The sequence below is a fragment of the Haloterrigena sp. H1 genome (assembly GCF_005938085.1).
GTDB lineage: Archaea > Halobacteriota > Halobacteria > Halobacteriales > Natrialbaceae > Natrinema.
On sequence record NZ_SMZK01000001.1, the window covers coordinates 886,730 to 902,555 of the forward strand.

Consider the following 15,826-nt stretch of genomic DNA (forward strand, 5'->3'; position numbering starts at 1 on the left):
GATGCCGGTTTCCGATTCCGTCGACCGTGAATCCGGTCGTGAGACCGACGCCGAACCCAGTGGCGACGAGTCAGCCGACGGCTTGCCGATCAATGAACTGTTCTACTCGCTGCAGGGTGAGGGAACCCTCGCTGGCGTCCCGTCGGTGTTCGTCCGCACGAGCGGCTGTAACCTGCGGTGTTGGTTCTGCGATTCCTATCACACCTCCTGGGAGCCGACTCACGCCTGGATGGGGCTCGAGGAGATCGTCGCCGAGATCGAGGCCTACGACGCCGACCACGTCGTCCTCACCGGCGGCGAACCACTGCTCCACGAGGACAGCGTCGCCTTGCTCGAGGCTCTTGACGACCGGGGCTATCACACTACCGTCGAGACCAACGGGACGATCTACCGGGACGCGCCGATCGATCTCGTCTCCGTGAGTCCAAAACTCGCAAGCAGCACGCCGACGCCCGAGCGCGATCCTTCGGGGGAGGGTGAGTGGGCCGAGCGCCACGAAGCCGATCGGATCGACCTCGACGCGCTCGCCCGGCTCGTCGCTGACTACGACTTTCAGCTCAAATTCGTCGTGACCGACGCCGACGACATGCCGGAGATTCTCGAGGTGCTCGCGGACCTGCGAGCGGCCGCCGACGTCCCGATCCGCGACGACGACGTGCTCCTGATGCCCGAAGGGGCAACCCGCGAGCGACTCGCCGACACGCGCAGCCGGGTCGCCGACCTGGCGATGGAGTACGGCTTCCGGTACACGCCGCGGCTGCACGTCGACCTCTGGAACGACGCGCCCGAAACATAATTCCAATATCTGACTCGAGTCCACGATGACTGAGACACCCAGCGACTCCACGACCGACGAATCGACCACTGACCGCGCCGTCGTCCTCCTCTCTGGCGGGATGGACAGCGCCACCGCCGCTTACGAGGCTCGCGAACGGGGCTACGAGATTTACGCGTTGCACACGTCCTACGGCCAGCGCACCGAGGATCGCGAACTCGAGTGTGCCCGTCGACTCGCCGACGAGCTCGATGCGGCCGACTTCCTGCGAATCGAGACCGGCCACCTCGCGGCGATCGGCGCCTCGAGCCTGACCGACGACGAGATGGCCGTCGCGGACGCCGACTTGGAGAGCGACGAGATCCCCTCGTCGTACGTCCCCTTCCGGAACGCGAACCTGTTGGCGATGGCGGTCTCCTACGCGGAGGCCAACGACTGTGAGGCGGTGTTCATGGGTGCCCACAGCGAGGACTTTTCGGGGTACCCCGACTGCCGACCTGCGTTCTTCGAGGCCTTCGAGCAGGTGGTCGACGTCGGTACGAAACCCGAGACCGAGATCGCGATCGAAGTGCCGTTCGTCGAGCACTCGAAGACCGACATCGCCGCACGCGGCGTCGAACTCGAGGTTCCCTACGAACACACCTGGAGTTGCTATCGCGAGAACGAACCCGCCTGTGGAACCTGCGACGCCTGTGCGTTCCGGCTCCAGGCGTTCCAAAATATTGGCGTTCGCGACCCGATCGAGCACGCCGAACGACCGTCGTACGTCGACGAGTAGCGATCGCGTTGTGATACTACTGGACAGCAGTCAATACGAAGCCGGTCGCGAATTTGCGGCCGGCTTCACATCGTTCTGTCCGGCAGTATGAAAATCGGTACCGCGTCCGGTACCGAGTGCCCCCAAATGGCCACGCGAAACGGTGCTCAGATCCTCGTTCGTGCTTTTCTCTCTCTGTTCCCCGAGGACGCGTGGCCCGATTATCGGTGCTTGACACGCGAGACAGCCTGTCGATCACCGGACTTGCTATCGCCCAGTGACAGGGATGACTCCGCGTTGCGGTATCATAAGTAGCGTGCTTGTGAGTGTCACGCATTAATATCTCGGCCCGAGGGTGCCACGCGTTAGACTGGCGATACAAACCGGCCGACCGCTTACCCGTCGCCTTCGTATTCCCGAAGCACCGTCGACACGGTATTCGACACGTTTTCGAGCGCGACGGCGTTCGTCTTCCGGAGCTCTCCCTCCTGGCGGGCCGCCTCGAGGTGGCGAAGCGCCGCACGAAGGTGTTCGCCGGTCTCGGTATTGGTCGTGTCGGTCATGGTGTATCGAGGGAGCGGTCGTAACCGACTCGAGCGGTTAAACTCGTCGGTGGTGGTGGTCACTCGAGCGCGTCTCGAACCGCTGCCTTGCGTTCGGCGAACGTCGCGTCGTCGAGCACAGGCGTGACTGACTCGCGGTCGATCGCGACGTCCTTGGCTAAGTCGATCCAGGCCCGACAGCCCCGGTAGCTACTGCGTTCCTCGATCAGTTGGGGCGACTCGAGTTCTGATACCCGGAGCAACAGCACCCGCAGTTCATCGTCCAGATCGTACTTGTCGCGCAGACCGTCCGGCGTGTAGACGTAGTGGCGAGCCAGCGCTGCGAGCTCGTCGCTCGAGACGGTGTACTCCTCGCGGACGTCGGCGATCGCGCGGATCGGCACGCCGGCGTCTGGTTTGGCGCTCGCCCGGTGGTAGTAGCCCTCGAACTCCGACTGGTAGCGGGCCGGATTCTGGTGGCTGTAGGCCGGATAGAGGGCGAACGATTCGTCGATCTCGCCGGGATCGAGCGTCGGGTGGCGCACGAGGACGGTCTGTGCGCCGTCGATCATGGCGTTGACGACGCCAGCGCGCTCTTTCAGCGCCGGCATCGAGTCGCTCGTGGATTCGATGGAACTCATTCGTTCTGGCCGATGCAAACGAGGGACAAGTATCCTGCCGATTGGCACTGACTGTCGACGAGCCCGCCCCGTCTCCTCTCTCGAGAACCGTTGGATGCACCGACGGATTCAAGTCGAGTTGTACTAACGCAAGTACAATGATGCTAGTGAGAACTACCGCACTCGCGCGGACACAGGCTGCAACTGCAGGGACGGCCGCCCTCGTCCCGGTGTGGAGCCGATGAAGGGGTTCGTCCTCGGCGGCGTCAGTTCCGGCGTCGGGAAGACGGTCGCGACGCTGTCGATCATCCAGGCGCTCGAGAACGCCGGCCACGCGGTCCAGCCGGCCAAAGCGGGCCCGGATTTCATCGATCCGAGCCACCACGAGGCGATTGCAGGACGGCCCTCCCGGACGCTCGATCTGTGGCTCGAGGGGGCAGACGGCCTCCGCCGAAATTATCAGCGTGGCGAGGGCGACATCTGCGTCGTCGAGGGCGTCATGGGCCTGTACGATGGCGACGGCTCGAGCACCGCCATGGTTGCCGAAGCCCTCGATCTCCCCGTGGTTCTCGTCGTCGACGCCAAAGCGGGCATGGAAAGCGTCGCGGCGACCGCCCTCGGCTTCCGCGAGTACGCCGACGCGATCGGCCGTGACATCGATGTCGCCGGCGTCGTCGCCCAGCGCGCCCACGGCGGCCGCCACGAGCAGGGGATTCGCGACGCCTTGCCCGACTCCCTCGAGTATTTCGGTCGGATTCCCCCATCGAGTGACCTCGAGATTCCCGACCGGCATCTCGGACTCGAGATGGGCGACGAGGCCGCGCTGCCACGTGAGGCACTCGCTGACGCCGCAGAATCGCTGCGAGCCGACCGGCTGGCGGCCGTCGCGAGCGAGCCACCCGCGCCCGAGACGGGGGAATCCGAGACGGCAGCGCCGGTCGACGCCACGATCGCCGTCGCCAGCGACGCGGCCTTCTGTTTCCGGTATCCGGCCACGATCGAGCGGTTCCGCGAGCGGGCCGACCTGGTCACGTTCTCGCCGGTCGCAGGCGACCGCGTCCCCGACTGCGACGCGGTCTACCTGCCCGGTGGCTACCCCGAACTGCACGCTGCCGACCTCGAGGCAGCCGGGACGCTGGCTGACCTGGGCGACCGCGCCGCCGAGGGACTGCCAGTGCTCGGCGAGTGCGGCGGCCTGATGGCCATGACTCAATCGCTGACGACGGCCGAAGGTGAGACGAGCACGATGGCCGGTATCTTGCCCGCGGACGTGACCATGTGCGATCGCTATCAGGCCCTCGATCACGTCGAACTCGAAGCCACGGCGGGAACGCTGACGGCAGCCGCCGGTGAGACGATCCGGGGCCACGAGTTCCACTACTCGAGTGCCGACGTCGACAGCGACGCGCGGTTCGCGTTCGAGACGGTTCGCGGCGACGGCATCGACGGCGACCACGACGGCCTGACCGAGTACGACGCGCTCGGCACGTACGTCCACGTTCATCCCGAAAGCGGAGCGTTCGACCGGTTCCTCGAGCGCGTCGATCGATGACGACGTAGCGCTCGCGCAACCATTCACGGATTTTGAAACGAGGTCGAATAGTTAACACGTGGGAGCGCATATCATATGTCATGGCTGAAACAGTCCAGCGCCTCGAGCCCCTCGCGCGCAAGCCGCTGACCGATCGCACCTGTCTCGTCACCGGCTCCTCGCGCGGGATCGGCCGCGAGATCGCGTTCGAACTCGCTCGCTGTGGTGCCGACGTGGCAGTCAACTACCGCTCCTCGGATGACCTTGCCCGAGAAGTGAGCGAGGCGATCGAGGAAAACGGTGAGACGGCGGTCCCCGTCCAGGCCGACGTTTCCGATCCCGAACAGGTCGAGCGGATGGCCGACGAAGTCCACGAGGAACTCGGCGAGATCGACGTCCTCGTCAACAACGCGGGCATCACCGTCGATCGGACGTTCGAGAACATGACCTACGAGGACTGGCGGACGGTCATCGACGTCAACCTCAATGGGACGTTCAACTGCACGAAGGCGTTCTACGAGGACATCAAGACGTCCGATCACGGACGATTGATCAACATCTCGAGCGTCGTCGGCCAGCAGGGCAACTACGGCCAGGCCAACTACGCGACCTCGAAAGGCGGTCTCTTTGCGTTTACCCGGACGCTGGCGTTAGAACTCGCCGCGCACGATTCGACGGCCAACTGCGTCGCACCCGGCTTTACGGAGACCGATATGCTCGAGAAAGTCCCAGAACGCGTCCAAGAAAAGATCCGCGAAGACATTCCGCTCGATCGGTTCGCCGAACCCGAAGACATCGTCGGCATGGTTCGCTTCCTCGCCGGCGATCAGGCGCAGTACATGACCGGGCAGGTGCTCGGAATCAACGGCGGCATGGAGTGGTAATCGCGCGGCGGTCGCGTTCGCTTGGGTCGCTGGAACTGACTCGAGTCTCGTTTTGCGAGTTCGCGACGACGGTGTCTCTGGCGACCGTTCTCGTGAGACTGACTGTCAGCTCGCCTTTAACAACGGGAATTGTGGTAGTTCAATCACAGCTGAGCAACCGCAGTTGGTCTACTACAAACAAAATTGTTTTAGTGTCGGACTCACTTCCCACGGATGATGCCACCCATCGCGCTTCCACACGACGCGAAGGCCGGACCCACCAAGCCGGAGGTCCGCGCCGTCGTCGGCTCGAAGCTCGCGCTCGAGCCCGACGACCACTTCGCGGAAGTCGGCTCCTGTACCGGAGCCATCACGATCGAAGCCGCACAGCGAGCCGGGCGGGTGACCGCTATCGAGCGCAAACCCGAGCGACTCGAGACGACGGAGCAGAACATCGCCGCCAACGAGGACGCGATTCGAGCGGATATCGACCTGCGCAACGCGGAAGCGCCCGAGGGACTACCCGACGACGCCGACGCGCTCTTTCTGGGCGGCAGCCGCAACTTCGAAGCGGTGCTCGACCACGCCGTCGACACCGAGGTCGACCGCGTGGTCATGAACGTCTCGCGGCTCGAGGTCGCCGGGAGAGCGACCGAGGCCTTCCGCGAGCGTGATTTGCTCGAGGAGGTCGTCCAGTTCCAGGTGAGCCACGGCTACGAACTCGCCGGCGCGACGAGCTTTAATTCGGACAACCCGGTCTACATGCTGGTCGGGAGCGCAACCCCGGACGAGAAAAGCGACGAGGTGAGCCGATGACGCTGTACGGCGTCGGACTCGGCCCCGGCGAAGCCGACCTCGTCACGGTTCACGGGAAAGAAGTCCTCGAGTCGGCCGACGTGGTCTACTCGCCGGGCCGCCTGTCGCGGACGGTTGCCCTGAACCACGTCGACGAGTCGAAGATCGGGGATCTGGACTTCCCGATGACGAAAGACGAGGAGAAACTGCGCCGGGCATGGAAGGAGGCTGCAGCGGAGATCGCCCCGAACGCACGCGACGGCGACGTCGCGTTCGTGACGCTCGGCGATCCGAACGTCTACTCGACCTTTGGTCACCTGCGCCGGACGATCGACGCGTTCCACCCCGACGTGGACCTCGAGATCGTCCCCGGCGTCAGCGCCGTCACCGCGTTCGCGACCGCGATGGGAGTCGAAATCGAAGCCGGCGCGGGGCTCTCGCTGCGAGAGGCCGCCGCCGGTTCGAGCCCGACGGGTCCGGATCGGATGATCCTGTTCAAAGTCACCGACGCGCCCGCGACCCACGAGGGACTCGTCGAGGCCGGCTACGACGTGACCTACGGCCGCCGGCTGTTTATGGAACAGGGCGAGACCATGATCACCGACGACCCTGAGGAAATCGACGAACGCGACTACTACACACTCGCCTACGCCGAAAAGGAGGATCTCGAGGTCGAACAGGCGACCGCTGCCTTCGAGACCGAGGCGAGCGACGCCGGCGGCCGGTCTGCGACAGCCGCGGAGGAAACCGATGACTGACGACACACCCAACGACCCACAGGACGCGATCGACTCACAGAGCGACCGCCGCCGTGAGGAGCTGGACGACCGGATCTTCGAGCACAGCGCCGGCGACGACCAGGAGGGCGTCCCCTTCGTCGGGGCCGGCCCCGGCAACCCGCGACTGCTGACCGTCGCGGGCAAGGAACTGCTCGAGGAAGCCGACCTCGTCGTCCACGCCGGCTCGCTGGTCAACAGCGAACTTCTCGACGAGTACTGTGCCCACGCCGAGCTGGTGAACTCGGTCGGGAAAGACCTCGAGGAACTCATCCCGCTGATGCGGGACGCCTACGAGGACGGCGACAACGTCGTTCGGCTCCACAGCGGCGATCCCGCGATCTACGGGGCCGCACTCGAGCAGATGGACGCGCTCGAACACGAGGGCGTACCGACCTACTTCGTGCCGGGCGTCACGTCGGCCTTCGCGGCCAGCGCGACGCTGCGAACCCAACTGACGCTCAACGAGGTCTCGAATCACGTCGCCTTCACCCGGCCACAGGGCAAGACCCTGACCGAGGAGGAAGACCACATCTCCGAGTTCGTGGAGATGGGCGACGTGACGACCTGCATCTATCTGGGGACCCACGCGGTTCGCGACACGATGGATCGGTTGCTCGAGGACGACCACGACCCCGAAACGCCAGTCGCGGTGATCTACCACGCCTCCTGGCCGGACGAGGACGTGATTATCGGCGATATTGGAACGATCGCCGACAAGGTCGAGGAGGCGGGCTATCGCGCCTCTGCACTGGTCGTCATCGGCGACGCCGTGACCGGCGCGGGCTACGAGCGATCCTTCCTCTACGGTGACTGGGCGAATCGCGGTGCAGACTCGAGCGAGACGACCGAATCGGAAACACAGGCAGGAGACGACTAACCTATGAGTACGGACAACGCTGACGACGCGACCGACGATGCTGGATCGGATTCCGGCGGCCACTGTTCGACGCCGGATTCAGACGGCGAAGTCGCCGAGGAGATCGCGATCATCTCCTTCGGCCGGAAGATGGACACCGCCGAGGAGATCAAAGCCGAGATCGGCGATCGCTACGAGACGATCGACATCATCGAGTACCACGGCGACGTCTTCGAGGAGCACTGGGGCGAGTACGACTGTTTTATTGGTCTGATGGCCTCGGGCATCGCGATGCGCAAGACGGCCCACCTGTTAGACGATAAGTGGGAGGACCCTGCGATCTGTGTCGTCGACGAGGAACTGACGTGGGCCATCCCGATCACGGGTGGCCACCACGGCGCGAATCAGGTCGCACAGGATCTCGCGACGATGGGTGCCGTCCCGGCCATGACCACCGCGAGTGAGGCCGCCGGCAAGCAGGGCGTCGAGTCGAAGGCGAAGGCGATGGACGCCCACGTCGTCAACGGCGACTCGACGGTCAAGACGAACCTCGCCGTTCTCGACGACAACCTCGGCCCCGTGGCCCGACTCGAGGGCCCGAAGGCCGTCCTCGTCGGCGACGACGTCACCGTCCTCAAACGCAACAAGGACGACGGCGTCGTCATCGGCACCGGCAGCGTCTCCGGCGCGAGCAAGGAGTCGTTCCTCGCCGCGTGGGAGCAAGCCCTCGAACAGACCGACTACGACTTCGACGACGTCGAGTTCGTCGGCACCGCGACCCGGAAAGAAGACGAGGAGGGGCTGCTCGCAGCGGCCCAGGAACTCGATCTCGGCGTGGTTGCTTTCGACAAGGAGACGCTACTCGACCACGAGGGGCCGACCCCCTCGAAATCGAAGGAGTTGATCGGCTGGCCCGGCGTCTCGGAGGCCTCTGCGATTGCGGGTGGTGCTGAACAGGAACTCGTCCTCGAGAAAATCGGCTACGAAAACGAGGTTACGGTGGCGATCGGCCGATGAGTTCCGATGCTGACTCCACACCCGCCGATGGCACCCCCGACGACCACGGGACCCTCTCCGTCGTCGGCATCGGCCCCGGGCTGCCCGAGCATATGACTCTCCGGGCCAAGGAAGTCATCGAATCGGCGGACGTGGTCATCGCCTCGAGCCTCTATCAGGAGTTCCTGCGCGACGACGGGACGCTCCCGCCGGAAGAGGCGGTCGACGACGACGGCATTGCGACCCGCGAGGACGGATTCGAGCAGGAGATCGTCCGGTCGACGATGGGACGACAGATCGAACTCGCTCGCGCGGCGTTCGACCACGTCCGAGAAGGAAAGGACGTGGCCCACGTCTCCGGCGGCGACCCGTCCGTCTACGGCAAGTCCGACCTCATCTTCAAGATGGCAGAGGAGGACGACGCGACGGACGTGCCGATCGAAATCGTCCCCGGGCTGACGGCGGCACTCGGCGGCTCGGCAAACGTCGGCGCGCCGCTGTGTAACGACTTCTGTACGATCTCGCTGTCGGACAAGTGGCGCGGCTGGGACGAGATCGAGGAGAAACTGCGGGCAGCAGCTATCTCGGACTTTGTGATCGTCCTCTACAACTGCTGGCGCAACTACGAGAAGGCTGTCGAGATCGTCCGCGAGGAGCGGACCGACGACGCCTACGTGGCGATCGTCAACGACGCCGGCCGGGAAGACGCCGGCCGCAACGGCGAGAGCCACTTCATTACGACTCTCGGCGAGGCCGCCGACCACGACGACAAGGTCTCCGGGATGGGCACCTCGCTGATCATCGGCAACCACGAGACCGAAACCTGGCGCAACGACGACCGAACGTACCTCGTCACCCCGCGCGGCGGGCGTGACGTCGACGATTTCTAATCACCCATGAGCACGGACACCAACGCGGACGCTGACGACGAATCGACTTCCAAGTGTGGCGCATCGAGTAGCAGCACCGACGACTCGAGTTCTAAATGCGGCGGCTCCTCGAGTTCCTCCTCGTCCTCGAGCAAGTGCGGCGCTTCCAGTTCCGACGACGACTCCAACGAGCAGGAAGTCGGCGCGACGGTCGACGACTTCGACGCCGAACCCGGCCAGCTGATCGCCGTCGGCCTCGGCCCCGGTCACCCGGAGGGGATGACCGAGCGCGCGAAAGAGGCCTTACTCGAGGCCGAGCACATCGTCGGCTACACGACCTACATCGAGCTAATTCCCGACGAGATCACTGAACAGGCCGACGACATCTACGACACGCCGATGTGCGGCGAAGTCTCCCGCACCGAGGAGTCGATCGACCGCGCGCTCGCGGGCAACGACGTGGCGATCGTCGGCAGCGGCGACCCCAACGTCTACGCGCTCGCGGGGCTGGCACTCGAGATCCTCGAGTCGAAGGGCGCAACGGCCTCGATGGTCGACTTCGAGGTCGTGCCCGGCGTCCCGGCGGCCCAGTCCTGTGCGGCCCGGCTGGGTGCCCCCCTCGTCAACGACACCGTCTCGGTCTCGCTGTCGGACCACCTCGTCCCGATGCCCGAGATCGAGTCGCGGCTGCACTCGGTCGCCAGCGAGAACTTCACGATCACGATCTACAACCCCTGGAGCCGCAAGCGCCGGGAGAACTTCGAGAAGGCCTGCGAGATCCTGCTGACTCACCGCGACGAAGACACGCCGGTCGGTATCGTCCACGGCGCTGGCCGCGAGGACGAGCAGGTGATGATCACCGAACTCGGCGAACTCGAGGACCTGGGTGAAAGCGAGATCATCGACATGACGACGACGATCGTCGTCGGTACCGAGGACACCTACGTCTGGGACGACCGGATGGTCACGCCGCGTGGCTACGAGACGAAATACGACTACTGACATGCCGCGATACGAAGTCACCATCGAGAAAGACGCTTGTGACGGCATCTTCGCCTGCCTGACCCGCGACCCGCGGTTCGTCGAAGGCGACGACGGCCTCGCGACGGTCGATCCGGACGCCGATCCGGTCTACGACTGCGAAGGCGAGGTCACCGATACTGCCGAACGGGTCGTCGCGACGTTCGACGACGACCGCATCGAGGAAGCCCAGCAGGCCGCTGCTGCCTGCCCGACGGACGCGATCATCGTCGAGGAGGTGGGCGAATGAGCGACGCCGACCCGACGGCTGACGGCGACGCCTTAGAGATCGCGATTCCGTCGGATCCCCTCGCGGGCCACCCAGCGACGGCGTACTTCTGGGGCCACGTCGCCGGCAGCGGTGACGTGACCGACGACCGTATCGAAGTCGTCACCAACGACGAGGAGTCTGCGCAAGTGCTCGCCGCGATTGCGGGCGGGAACCTCGAGCACGAGACGACGACCCGCGAGTACGCCCACGACACCTCGATCACGCGCACCGAAGACGAGTACACGCTGTCGATCGGCGAGAGTGACGATGAAGCGGGACTGCTGGGTCGCAACAGCGCTCTCAGCCTGCCGGTCGACGGCCGCGGAAACTACCGCTTCGGCGCGTTCTCGAGTCACGATCGAGAGCTCCTTCGGGGCCTGCTCGAGGGCTGTGGCACGATCTGCTTCAAGTCCTCGAGTGGCACCGTCGGCATCTCCTTCGTCCACGACGACGAAGCGTTGCTCGAGTTCGTCCAGAAACTGATCGCGGCGTGTCCGGTCGACGCCCCCACGGGCGACCTTTCGGCGACCTCGTCGGGTGGCTACTGGTTCGGCGTCGACGACGACGCGGTGCCCGAGTTCGGCACCTGGCTCTACGAGCACTGCGAGGAAACTGGACTGTTCGCGCCGAGTCGCCACCGCAAACTCGAGCGGAGCATCGAGCAAGCGTCGGCGTACGACGGCGACCAGCCGTAGTCTACTGAGATCGATGAGCGCACCTGACGACTCCACGCCCGCGTCGATAGCCGGCTTCGACGACGAGGCCGTCCTCCTGATCGGCCACGGCTCCCGCCGCGAGAAGTCGAACGAACAGGTCCGCGAACTGGCTGCCGACCTCGAGTCACGGCTCGGGATTCCGGTCGACGCCGCGTTTCTCGAACTCGCGGAGCCGTCGATCGACGAGGCCTTCGCCGGGCTCGCACCCGTCGCCGATCGGGTGACGGTCGTCCACTGTTCGCTCTTTGCCGCGAGCCACGTGAAAAACGACGTGCCGCTGGCGATCGAGGGGGCACGTGCCGAACACGATATAGCGATCAACAACGGCGCGCATCTGGGAGTCCATCCCGCGATTTTAGATCTGCTGGACGATCGCGCCGCCACCGTCGAACGCGAACTGGGCGTCGACCGCACCGAGGACGACGTCGCTGTCGTCCTCTGTGGGCGGGGCTCGAGCGATCCCGACGCCAACGGCGACGTGCACAAACTCGCCCGCTTGCTGTTCGAGGGGCGGGACTTCGACCGCGTGGAGGCCACTTTCATCGGCATCACGGAGCCGACGCTCGAGGACACCCTTCACGGGCTCTCGAAACACCGGCCCGACGCGGTCGTCGTCCTGCCGTACATGCTCGGCGACGGCGTCCTCACCCAGCGGGTGCGCGACTGGACCGCGGAGTTCGACGATGACTACCCCTACGTCGACGCACTGGCCGGCGACCCGCTCGGGACGGACTCGCGCCTCTTGGACGTTTTCGCCGATCGCTGGCAGGAGGCCCGATCGGGCAGCGTCGAGATGTCCTGTGACACGTGCAAGTACAAGGTCGACCTCGAGGGCTACGAGGAAGACGTCGGCGGCGCACGCGCCATGTTGCGTGCGCTGGCCCACCAGGAGGCCCACGCCGACCGCGAGGATATCGACGACGAACCTCACAGTCACGACGCACCCGAGAAACACGTCGCGGTCTGTACCAACCAGACCTGCGCGAAGATGGGCTCGCCGGCAGTCCTCGAGCGCCTCCGTCAGGAGGTACGCGACTCCGAACATTGCGACGCCCGCATCACGCGGTCGTCCTGTCTGGGACGGTGTGGCGACGGGCCGATGGTCGCGGTCTACCCCGACGGGATCTGGTACGGCGGCGTCGAATCCGGCGACGCCGAACGGATCGTCGCCGACCACCTCGACCGGGATCGCATCGTCAGCGACCTCGTCGATCAGACGCTGTAGCAAAGCTGCACCGACTAACGAGACGATACACGATTCCAACACTACTATTCAACCATGAGCTGCCACGAAATCGAAGCACTACGACTCGGACTGATGAACGTCCTCGGCGTCGGGGACGACAGCGCCCGCGAGCACGCGGAGAAAGAACTCGAGGGCCACCTCGAGGGCCCGATTCAGGGCCTCGTGGAGGCCGACAGCCTCACCGAACTGCAGCGCCACCTCGACGCGGCGCTGGTCGACTTAGAGGAGGAGGTCGCCACGATGGACAGCGCCGACCCGGAATACGATTACACGCGAGGGCGACTGCTGGCGGTTCGTGACGCCGAGCGAGCGGTCGGGCGGCTGGCCACGCAGGGCGAGAGCATCGTCGAGGGGCTCGGCGATGCCCACGACACCCTCCACGAGACGTTCCCGGTCGAGGAGTGAACGATGGCTGAACCTGCACCCGACCACGACAGCGGGATCGATTTCCGACGGGTACCGCTCGGCGAGATCGAGCCGGCGCGGAGCCGGCACATGTGGACCCGATCCGCGGTCGGCGTCGCCGAGTCGGGCGACCTTGCCGTCACCGGCGAGTGGGACGGCACCGTCACTGCCCGCGACATCGATTCACTCAAGACCCGCTGGACAGTCGACCATCCCGACCACGCGGTCGGCATCGCGTCGCTCGAGAACGACGAGACGATCGTCGTCACCGGCCGCGGCGACACCGGAACGATCGCGGCCTACGACGCCGAGACAGGCGAGCAGCGCTGGCGCTACGACACCGTCGACGACGTCGGCGAGGCGGTCAAAGACACCGTCTTCTATCTGCCCTACGTCGTCGCGCTCGAGACTGGCACGGACGCCGACGGAAACGAGCGGCTCTATGCTGCTGCGCGACGCTACGAGCGCGACGGTGAGACGCGACAGTGGCACAGCACGGTCTACGCGTTCGACACCGACGGCGAGATCTGCTGGACCTACGAGACCGACGCCTCACCGATCGCGCTCGATCTCGACGCCGACGGCGAGCGCCTCGCGGTGGGCTACAACCGCTGTATGGGCGATCACGACACTGGGCTCGTCGTCCTCGAGGCCGAGTCGGGTGAGCTCGCGTGGACCTGGGACCCCGGCACCGGTGGCGACCGCCGCGTCGGTGATGTCTCCTTCGACGGCGAGGCGATCGCGGTCTCGAGCCACGGTGACAAACGCGGCTATCTGCTCGGCCCCGGCGGTGCCGAACGGTGGCACGTCGACCTCGCTGTCGAGACCGAGATCGACGGCGAAACGCTGTATGCCTATCCGAACCACGCCTACGCGAACGACGGGCGGGTGGCGTTCGTGACGGGCAACACCTACGCGGCGGAGAGTCGCGAAACGGAGAGCCGCCATCCGAACGAACACCGGGTTGCCACGTTCGACGCCGACGGCGACCTCGTGTGGGACGACACGGTTCGCGGGTTCGTCCACGGGCTGGCTACCGACGGCGATCGGCTCGTTACGCCCTGTGCCCAGAACTTCCGGGTTCGCGATCCCGACACCCACGCCGTCCGCTGGTTCGACCTCGAGTCCGGCGCGGACGGCTGTGAGCGCATCGATGGAATCGCCACGGCGGCTGCCGTCGCCGACGACACCGTCGCTGCGATCGAGGAACCCGTCGCGTATCACGACGAGGGCGAGACGCGCGGCAGGTACGCGCTCCGTGTCGGCTCGCACTCACTCGAGTAGTCTCGACCGAGGTTTCGAGAGCGATGTTTCTGCCACGCTGTGCCGACTAGTCGCATACGCAAGGCCAACCGCCACAACGCTTAGGGCCCTCTGCTTTTCTGTATAATGACCGATGAGTTCGCACATAACGGACTCGAGGAATGCTCGTATTCAGAGCGGGGCGAGCATTCCTCGAGCCGTCCTGACGGTGCCGTGCATGCAGCAGGGCCGCCACGCCGAGTATTGACTGATGGCGGACAGGCGGAGATGGAAAAATCAGAAGACGAAACGGCCGACAGTGATGCCGAGGGAGAAGCTGAAGAAGCACCCGAAAGCGAAGACACCGAGGGCGAAGGCGAGGAAGAGAGAGAAGAGCCGGAAGTAGAGCAATCGCAAGCAGAAGAGGAGACAGAGGAAGAGGCAGAGGAAGCGGAAGCAGAAGCGGAGGCAGAGGAAGAAGCAGAGGAAGCGGAAGCAGAAGCGGAGGCAGAGGAAGAAGTAGAGGAAGACGAATACCACGTCGAAGACGCCGACGACGTCTATCAGGACGAGGAGGTTGCGGGCGTCCTCCATCTCGACCTCGACGGCCTGTTCCTCGATTTGCTCGGCCTCGAGGTGAACCTGAATCCGGTCACGCTCGACGTCTCGGCGCGCCCGGGTGAGAACAACCTGTTCGGGAACCTCCTCGCAGCGGTCTCGGGGCTCTTCGACGGGTCGAGTGCCATGCTCGAGAAGGCGGAGTCGCTACTGAGCAAGCCAGGTGAACTCCTCGACGCTCTGTTCGGGGATGGTGCGGACGGTGAGACGGAAGGCGAGGACGCAGAATCGGGCGAGGGTGACGACTCCCCCGGCCGCATCTCGAGAGCGATCGGCTGGCTCAAAGAGAAGGTGGCCGCGCTCGTGCCCAGTTTCCCCACCGAGGAGGTCGTGGCCGCGATCGTCAGCGAAGTGATCGAACAGCTAGTCGAACGACTCGAGCCCGAACGACCCGAAGAGACCAGCGAACAGAGGGAGCCGTCACAGGCGGAGGCAACAGCATGAGCGATAGCACACTGACCCAGCGGATCGATACCGAGAAGATTAGCGACAACGTCGACGTCGACGAACTGGTCGAAGGAACCCAGTGGGAGGACGAAATCGACGGGGACAAGCCGCTCGGCGAAGCGCTGGGCGGGCAGATCGGCGCGATCCTCGGGCGAGCGATCGGCGAATCCCTCGGACGGACGATCGGGGACATGGTCGTTGACGAACTACTCAGTTCCGGCGAAGAGGAAGCCGAAGCGGACATGGCTGAGGAACCCGCTGAGGAAGGCGGGGAAATCGATGAGGAGGACGAAACCGGTGAAGAGTCCGCCGAGGAAGGCGACGAAGAAACCGAGGCCGAGGAAGCAGACGAAAGCGACGGCGATAAATCCGAGGACGACACCGAGGCAGAAGGTGACTCCGAGTCGGACACGGAGGGCGATGAATCGGCAGACGAAGAATCGGATCAATCGACCGAAGCCGAAGAGTAACACCGTGA

At 65.0% G+C, this 15,826-nt stretch carries 19 protein-coding genes; 17 read left to right on the top strand and 2 right to left on the bottom strand.

Annotated features, from left to right (window positions below):
• Position 1 precedes the first annotated feature (1 nt).
• Both E2L06_RS04510 and queC read left to right on the top strand, forming a co-directional pair.
• Positions 2 to 796 (top strand): 7-carboxy-7-deazaguanine synthase QueE, encoded by a 795-nt coding sequence (locus E2L06_RS04510; protein ID WP_138779007.1) that lies wholly within the window; start codon positions 2 to 4, stop codon positions 794 to 796.
• A gap of 25 nt (positions 797 to 821) precedes the next feature.
• The gene (gene queC / locus E2L06_RS04515) at positions 822 to 1,553 is read left to right on the top strand and encodes a 7-cyano-7-deazaguanine synthase QueC (RefSeq protein ID WP_138779009.1); all 732 of its coding nucleotides are present in this window, start codon (positions 822 to 824) and stop codon (positions 1,551 to 1,553) included.
• A gap of 374 nt (positions 1,554 to 1,927) precedes the next feature.
• Here the strand turns inward: queC and E2L06_RS21725 are convergent, their stop codons facing one another.
• Positions 1,928 to 2,095: a hypothetical protein gene (locus E2L06_RS21725; protein ID WP_171052309.1), complete on the bottom strand. Its 168-nt coding sequence runs from the start codon at positions 2,093 to 2,095 to the stop codon at positions 1,928 to 1,930.
• 59 nt (positions 2,096 to 2,154) lie between these two features.
• Entirely contained in the window at positions 2,155 to 2,715 is a 561-nt protein-coding gene (locus E2L06_RS04520; protein WP_138779011.1) for a DUF1802 family protein, read from the bottom strand.
• Between the two features lie 220 nt (positions 2,716 to 2,935).
• Between E2L06_RS04520 and E2L06_RS04525 the strand changes: the two genes are divergently transcribed.
• From E2L06_RS04525 to E2L06_RS04595, 15 genes are all read left to right on the top strand, one after another.
• On the top strand, positions 2,936 to 4,246 hold the full coding sequence (locus E2L06_RS04525) for a cobyrinic acid a,c-diamide synthase (RefSeq protein ID WP_138779013.1): 1,311 nt from the start codon (positions 2,936 to 2,938) through the stop codon (positions 4,244 to 4,246).
• A gap of 80 nt (positions 4,247 to 4,326) precedes the next feature.
• A complete protein-coding gene (locus E2L06_RS04530) occupies positions 4,327 to 5,109 on the top strand; it encodes a beta-ketoacyl-ACP reductase (RefSeq protein ID WP_138779015.1) in 783 nt (260 codons plus the stop codon).
• A 216-nt stretch (positions 5,110 to 5,325) separates the two neighbouring features.
• Complete coding sequence (cbiT, locus tag E2L06_RS04535) at positions 5,326 to 5,904, top strand: precorrin-6Y C5,15-methyltransferase (decarboxylating) subunit CbiT (RefSeq protein WP_138779017.1); 579 nt, start codon at positions 5,326 to 5,328, stop codon at positions 5,902 to 5,904.
• Positions 5,901 to 6,641: a cobalt-factor II C(20)-methyltransferase gene (locus E2L06_RS04540; RefSeq protein WP_138779019.1), complete on the top strand. Its 741-nt coding sequence runs from the start codon at positions 5,901 to 5,903 to the stop codon at positions 6,639 to 6,641. The genes cbiT and E2L06_RS04540 overlap by 4 nt, the downstream gene beginning before the upstream one ends.
• Positions 6,634 to 7,539 (top strand): cobalt-precorrin-4/precorrin-4 C(11)-methyltransferase, encoded by a 906-nt coding sequence (locus E2L06_RS04545; RefSeq protein ID WP_138779021.1) that lies wholly within the window; start codon positions 6,634 to 6,636, stop codon positions 7,537 to 7,539. The genes E2L06_RS04540 and E2L06_RS04545 overlap by 8 nt, the downstream gene beginning before the upstream one ends.
• Positions 7,540 to 7,542: 3 nt before the next feature.
• Complete coding sequence (gene cbiG / locus E2L06_RS04550) at positions 7,543 to 8,535, top strand: cobalt-precorrin 5A hydrolase (RefSeq protein WP_138779023.1); 993 nt, start codon at positions 7,543 to 7,545, stop codon at positions 8,533 to 8,535.
• The gene (locus tag E2L06_RS04555) at positions 8,532 to 9,404 is read left to right on the top strand and encodes a precorrin-3B C(17)-methyltransferase (protein ID WP_138779025.1); all 873 of its coding nucleotides are present in this window, start codon (positions 8,532 to 8,534) and stop codon (positions 9,402 to 9,404) included. Before cbiG ends, E2L06_RS04555 begins: the two co-directional genes overlap by 4 nt.
• A 6-nt stretch (positions 9,405 to 9,410) precedes the next feature.
• The gene (gene cobJ, locus E2L06_RS04560) at positions 9,411 to 10,385 is read left to right on the top strand and encodes a precorrin-3B C(17)-methyltransferase (RefSeq protein WP_138779027.1); all 975 of its coding nucleotides are present in this window, start codon (positions 9,411 to 9,413) and stop codon (positions 10,383 to 10,385) included.
• A gap of 1 nt (position 10,386) precedes the next feature.
• On the top strand, positions 10,387 to 10,653 hold the full coding sequence (locus E2L06_RS04565; RefSeq protein ID WP_138779028.1) for a ferredoxin: 267 nt from the start codon (positions 10,387 to 10,389) through the stop codon (positions 10,651 to 10,653).
• A complete protein-coding gene (locus E2L06_RS04570; protein ID WP_138779030.1) occupies positions 10,650 to 11,369 on the top strand; it encodes a cobalamin biosynthesis protein in 720 nt (239 codons plus the stop codon). The genes E2L06_RS04565 and E2L06_RS04570 overlap by 4 nt, the downstream gene beginning before the upstream one ends.
• 13 nt (positions 11,370 to 11,382) lie before the next feature.
• Positions 11,383 to 12,615 (top strand): CbiX/SirB N-terminal domain-containing protein, encoded by a 1,233-nt coding sequence (locus E2L06_RS04575; RefSeq protein ID WP_138779032.1) that lies wholly within the window; start codon positions 11,383 to 11,385, stop codon positions 12,613 to 12,615.
• 54 nt (positions 12,616 to 12,669) lie between these two features.
• A complete protein-coding gene (locus E2L06_RS04580) occupies positions 12,670 to 13,041 on the top strand; it encodes a DUF3209 family protein (RefSeq protein ID WP_138779034.1) in 372 nt (123 codons plus the stop codon).
• 3 nt (positions 13,042 to 13,044) lie between these two features.
• On the top strand, positions 13,045 to 14,325 hold the full coding sequence (locus E2L06_RS04585; protein WP_138779036.1) for a PQQ-binding-like beta-propeller repeat protein: 1,281 nt from the start codon (positions 13,045 to 13,047) through the stop codon (positions 14,323 to 14,325).
• Positions 14,326 to 14,430: 105 nt separating this feature from the next.
• Positions 14,431 to 15,345: a hypothetical protein gene (locus E2L06_RS04590; protein ID WP_249361368.1), complete on the top strand. Its 915-nt coding sequence runs from the start codon at positions 14,431 to 14,433 to the stop codon at positions 15,343 to 15,345.
• Complete coding sequence (locus E2L06_RS04595; RefSeq protein ID WP_138779038.1) at positions 15,342 to 15,818, top strand: hypothetical protein; 477 nt, start codon at positions 15,342 to 15,344, stop codon at positions 15,816 to 15,818. Before E2L06_RS04590 ends, E2L06_RS04595 begins: the two co-directional genes overlap by 4 nt.
• Positions 15,819 to 15,826: the final 8 nt, after the last annotated feature.

What these genes read in the sequence shown, in the direction of transcription:
- E2L06_RS04590 (WP_249361368.1), top strand. Translation starts at nt 14,431, where the DNA reads ATGACCGATGAGTTCGCACATAACGGACTCGAGGAATGCTCGTATTCA.
- cbiT (WP_138779017.1), top strand. Translation starts at nt 5,326, where the DNA reads ATGCCACCCATCGCGCTTCCACACGACGCGAAGGCCGGACCCACCAAG.
- queC (WP_138779009.1), top strand. Translation starts at nt 822, where the DNA reads ATGACTGAGACACCCAGCGACTCCACGACCGACGAATCGACCACTGAC.
- E2L06_RS04555 (WP_138779025.1), top strand. Translation starts at nt 8,532, where the DNA reads ATGAGTTCCGATGCTGACTCCACACCCGCCGATGGCACCCCCGACGAC.
- E2L06_RS04565 (WP_138779028.1), top strand. Translation starts at nt 10,387, where the DNA reads ATGCCGCGATACGAAGTCACCATCGAGAAAGACGCTTGTGACGGCATC.
- E2L06_RS04540 (WP_138779019.1), top strand. Translation starts at nt 5,901, where the DNA reads ATGACGCTGTACGGCGTCGGACTCGGCCCCGGCGAAGCCGACCTCGTC.
- E2L06_RS04585 (WP_138779036.1), top strand. Translation starts at nt 13,045, where the DNA reads ATGGCTGAACCTGCACCCGACCACGACAGCGGGATCGATTTCCGACGG.
- E2L06_RS21725 (WP_171052309.1), bottom strand. Translation starts at nt 2,095, where the DNA reads ATGACCGACACGACCAATACCGAGACCGGCGAACACCTTCGTGCGGCG.
- E2L06_RS04570 (WP_138779030.1), top strand. Translation starts at nt 10,650, where the DNA reads ATGAGCGACGCCGACCCGACGGCTGACGGCGACGCCTTAGAGATCGCG.
- E2L06_RS04575 (WP_138779032.1), top strand. Translation starts at nt 11,383, where the DNA reads ATGAGCGCACCTGACGACTCCACGCCCGCGTCGATAGCCGGCTTCGAC.
- E2L06_RS04580 (WP_138779034.1), top strand. Translation starts at nt 12,670, where the DNA reads ATGAGCTGCCACGAAATCGAAGCACTACGACTCGGACTGATGAACGTC.
- E2L06_RS04510 (WP_138779007.1), top strand. Translation starts at nt 2, where the DNA reads ATGCCGGTTTCCGATTCCGTCGACCGTGAATCCGGTCGTGAGACCGAC.
- cobJ (WP_138779027.1), top strand. Translation starts at nt 9,411, where the DNA reads ATGAGCACGGACACCAACGCGGACGCTGACGACGAATCGACTTCCAAG.
- E2L06_RS04595 (WP_138779038.1), top strand. Translation starts at nt 15,342, where the DNA reads ATGAGCGATAGCACACTGACCCAGCGGATCGATACCGAGAAGATTAGC.
- E2L06_RS04525 (WP_138779013.1), top strand. Translation starts at nt 2,936, where the DNA reads ATGAAGGGGTTCGTCCTCGGCGGCGTCAGTTCCGGCGTCGGGAAGACG.
- E2L06_RS04520 (WP_138779011.1), bottom strand. Translation starts at nt 2,715, where the DNA reads ATGAGTTCCATCGAATCCACGAGCGACTCGATGCCGGCGCTGAAAGAG.
- E2L06_RS04545 (WP_138779021.1), top strand. Translation starts at nt 6,634, where the DNA reads ATGACTGACGACACACCCAACGACCCACAGGACGCGATCGACTCACAG.
- E2L06_RS04530 (WP_138779015.1), top strand. Translation starts at nt 4,327, where the DNA reads ATGGCTGAAACAGTCCAGCGCCTCGAGCCCCTCGCGCGCAAGCCGCTG.
- cbiG (WP_138779023.1), top strand. Translation starts at nt 7,543, where the DNA reads ATGAGTACGGACAACGCTGACGACGCGACCGACGATGCTGGATCGGAT.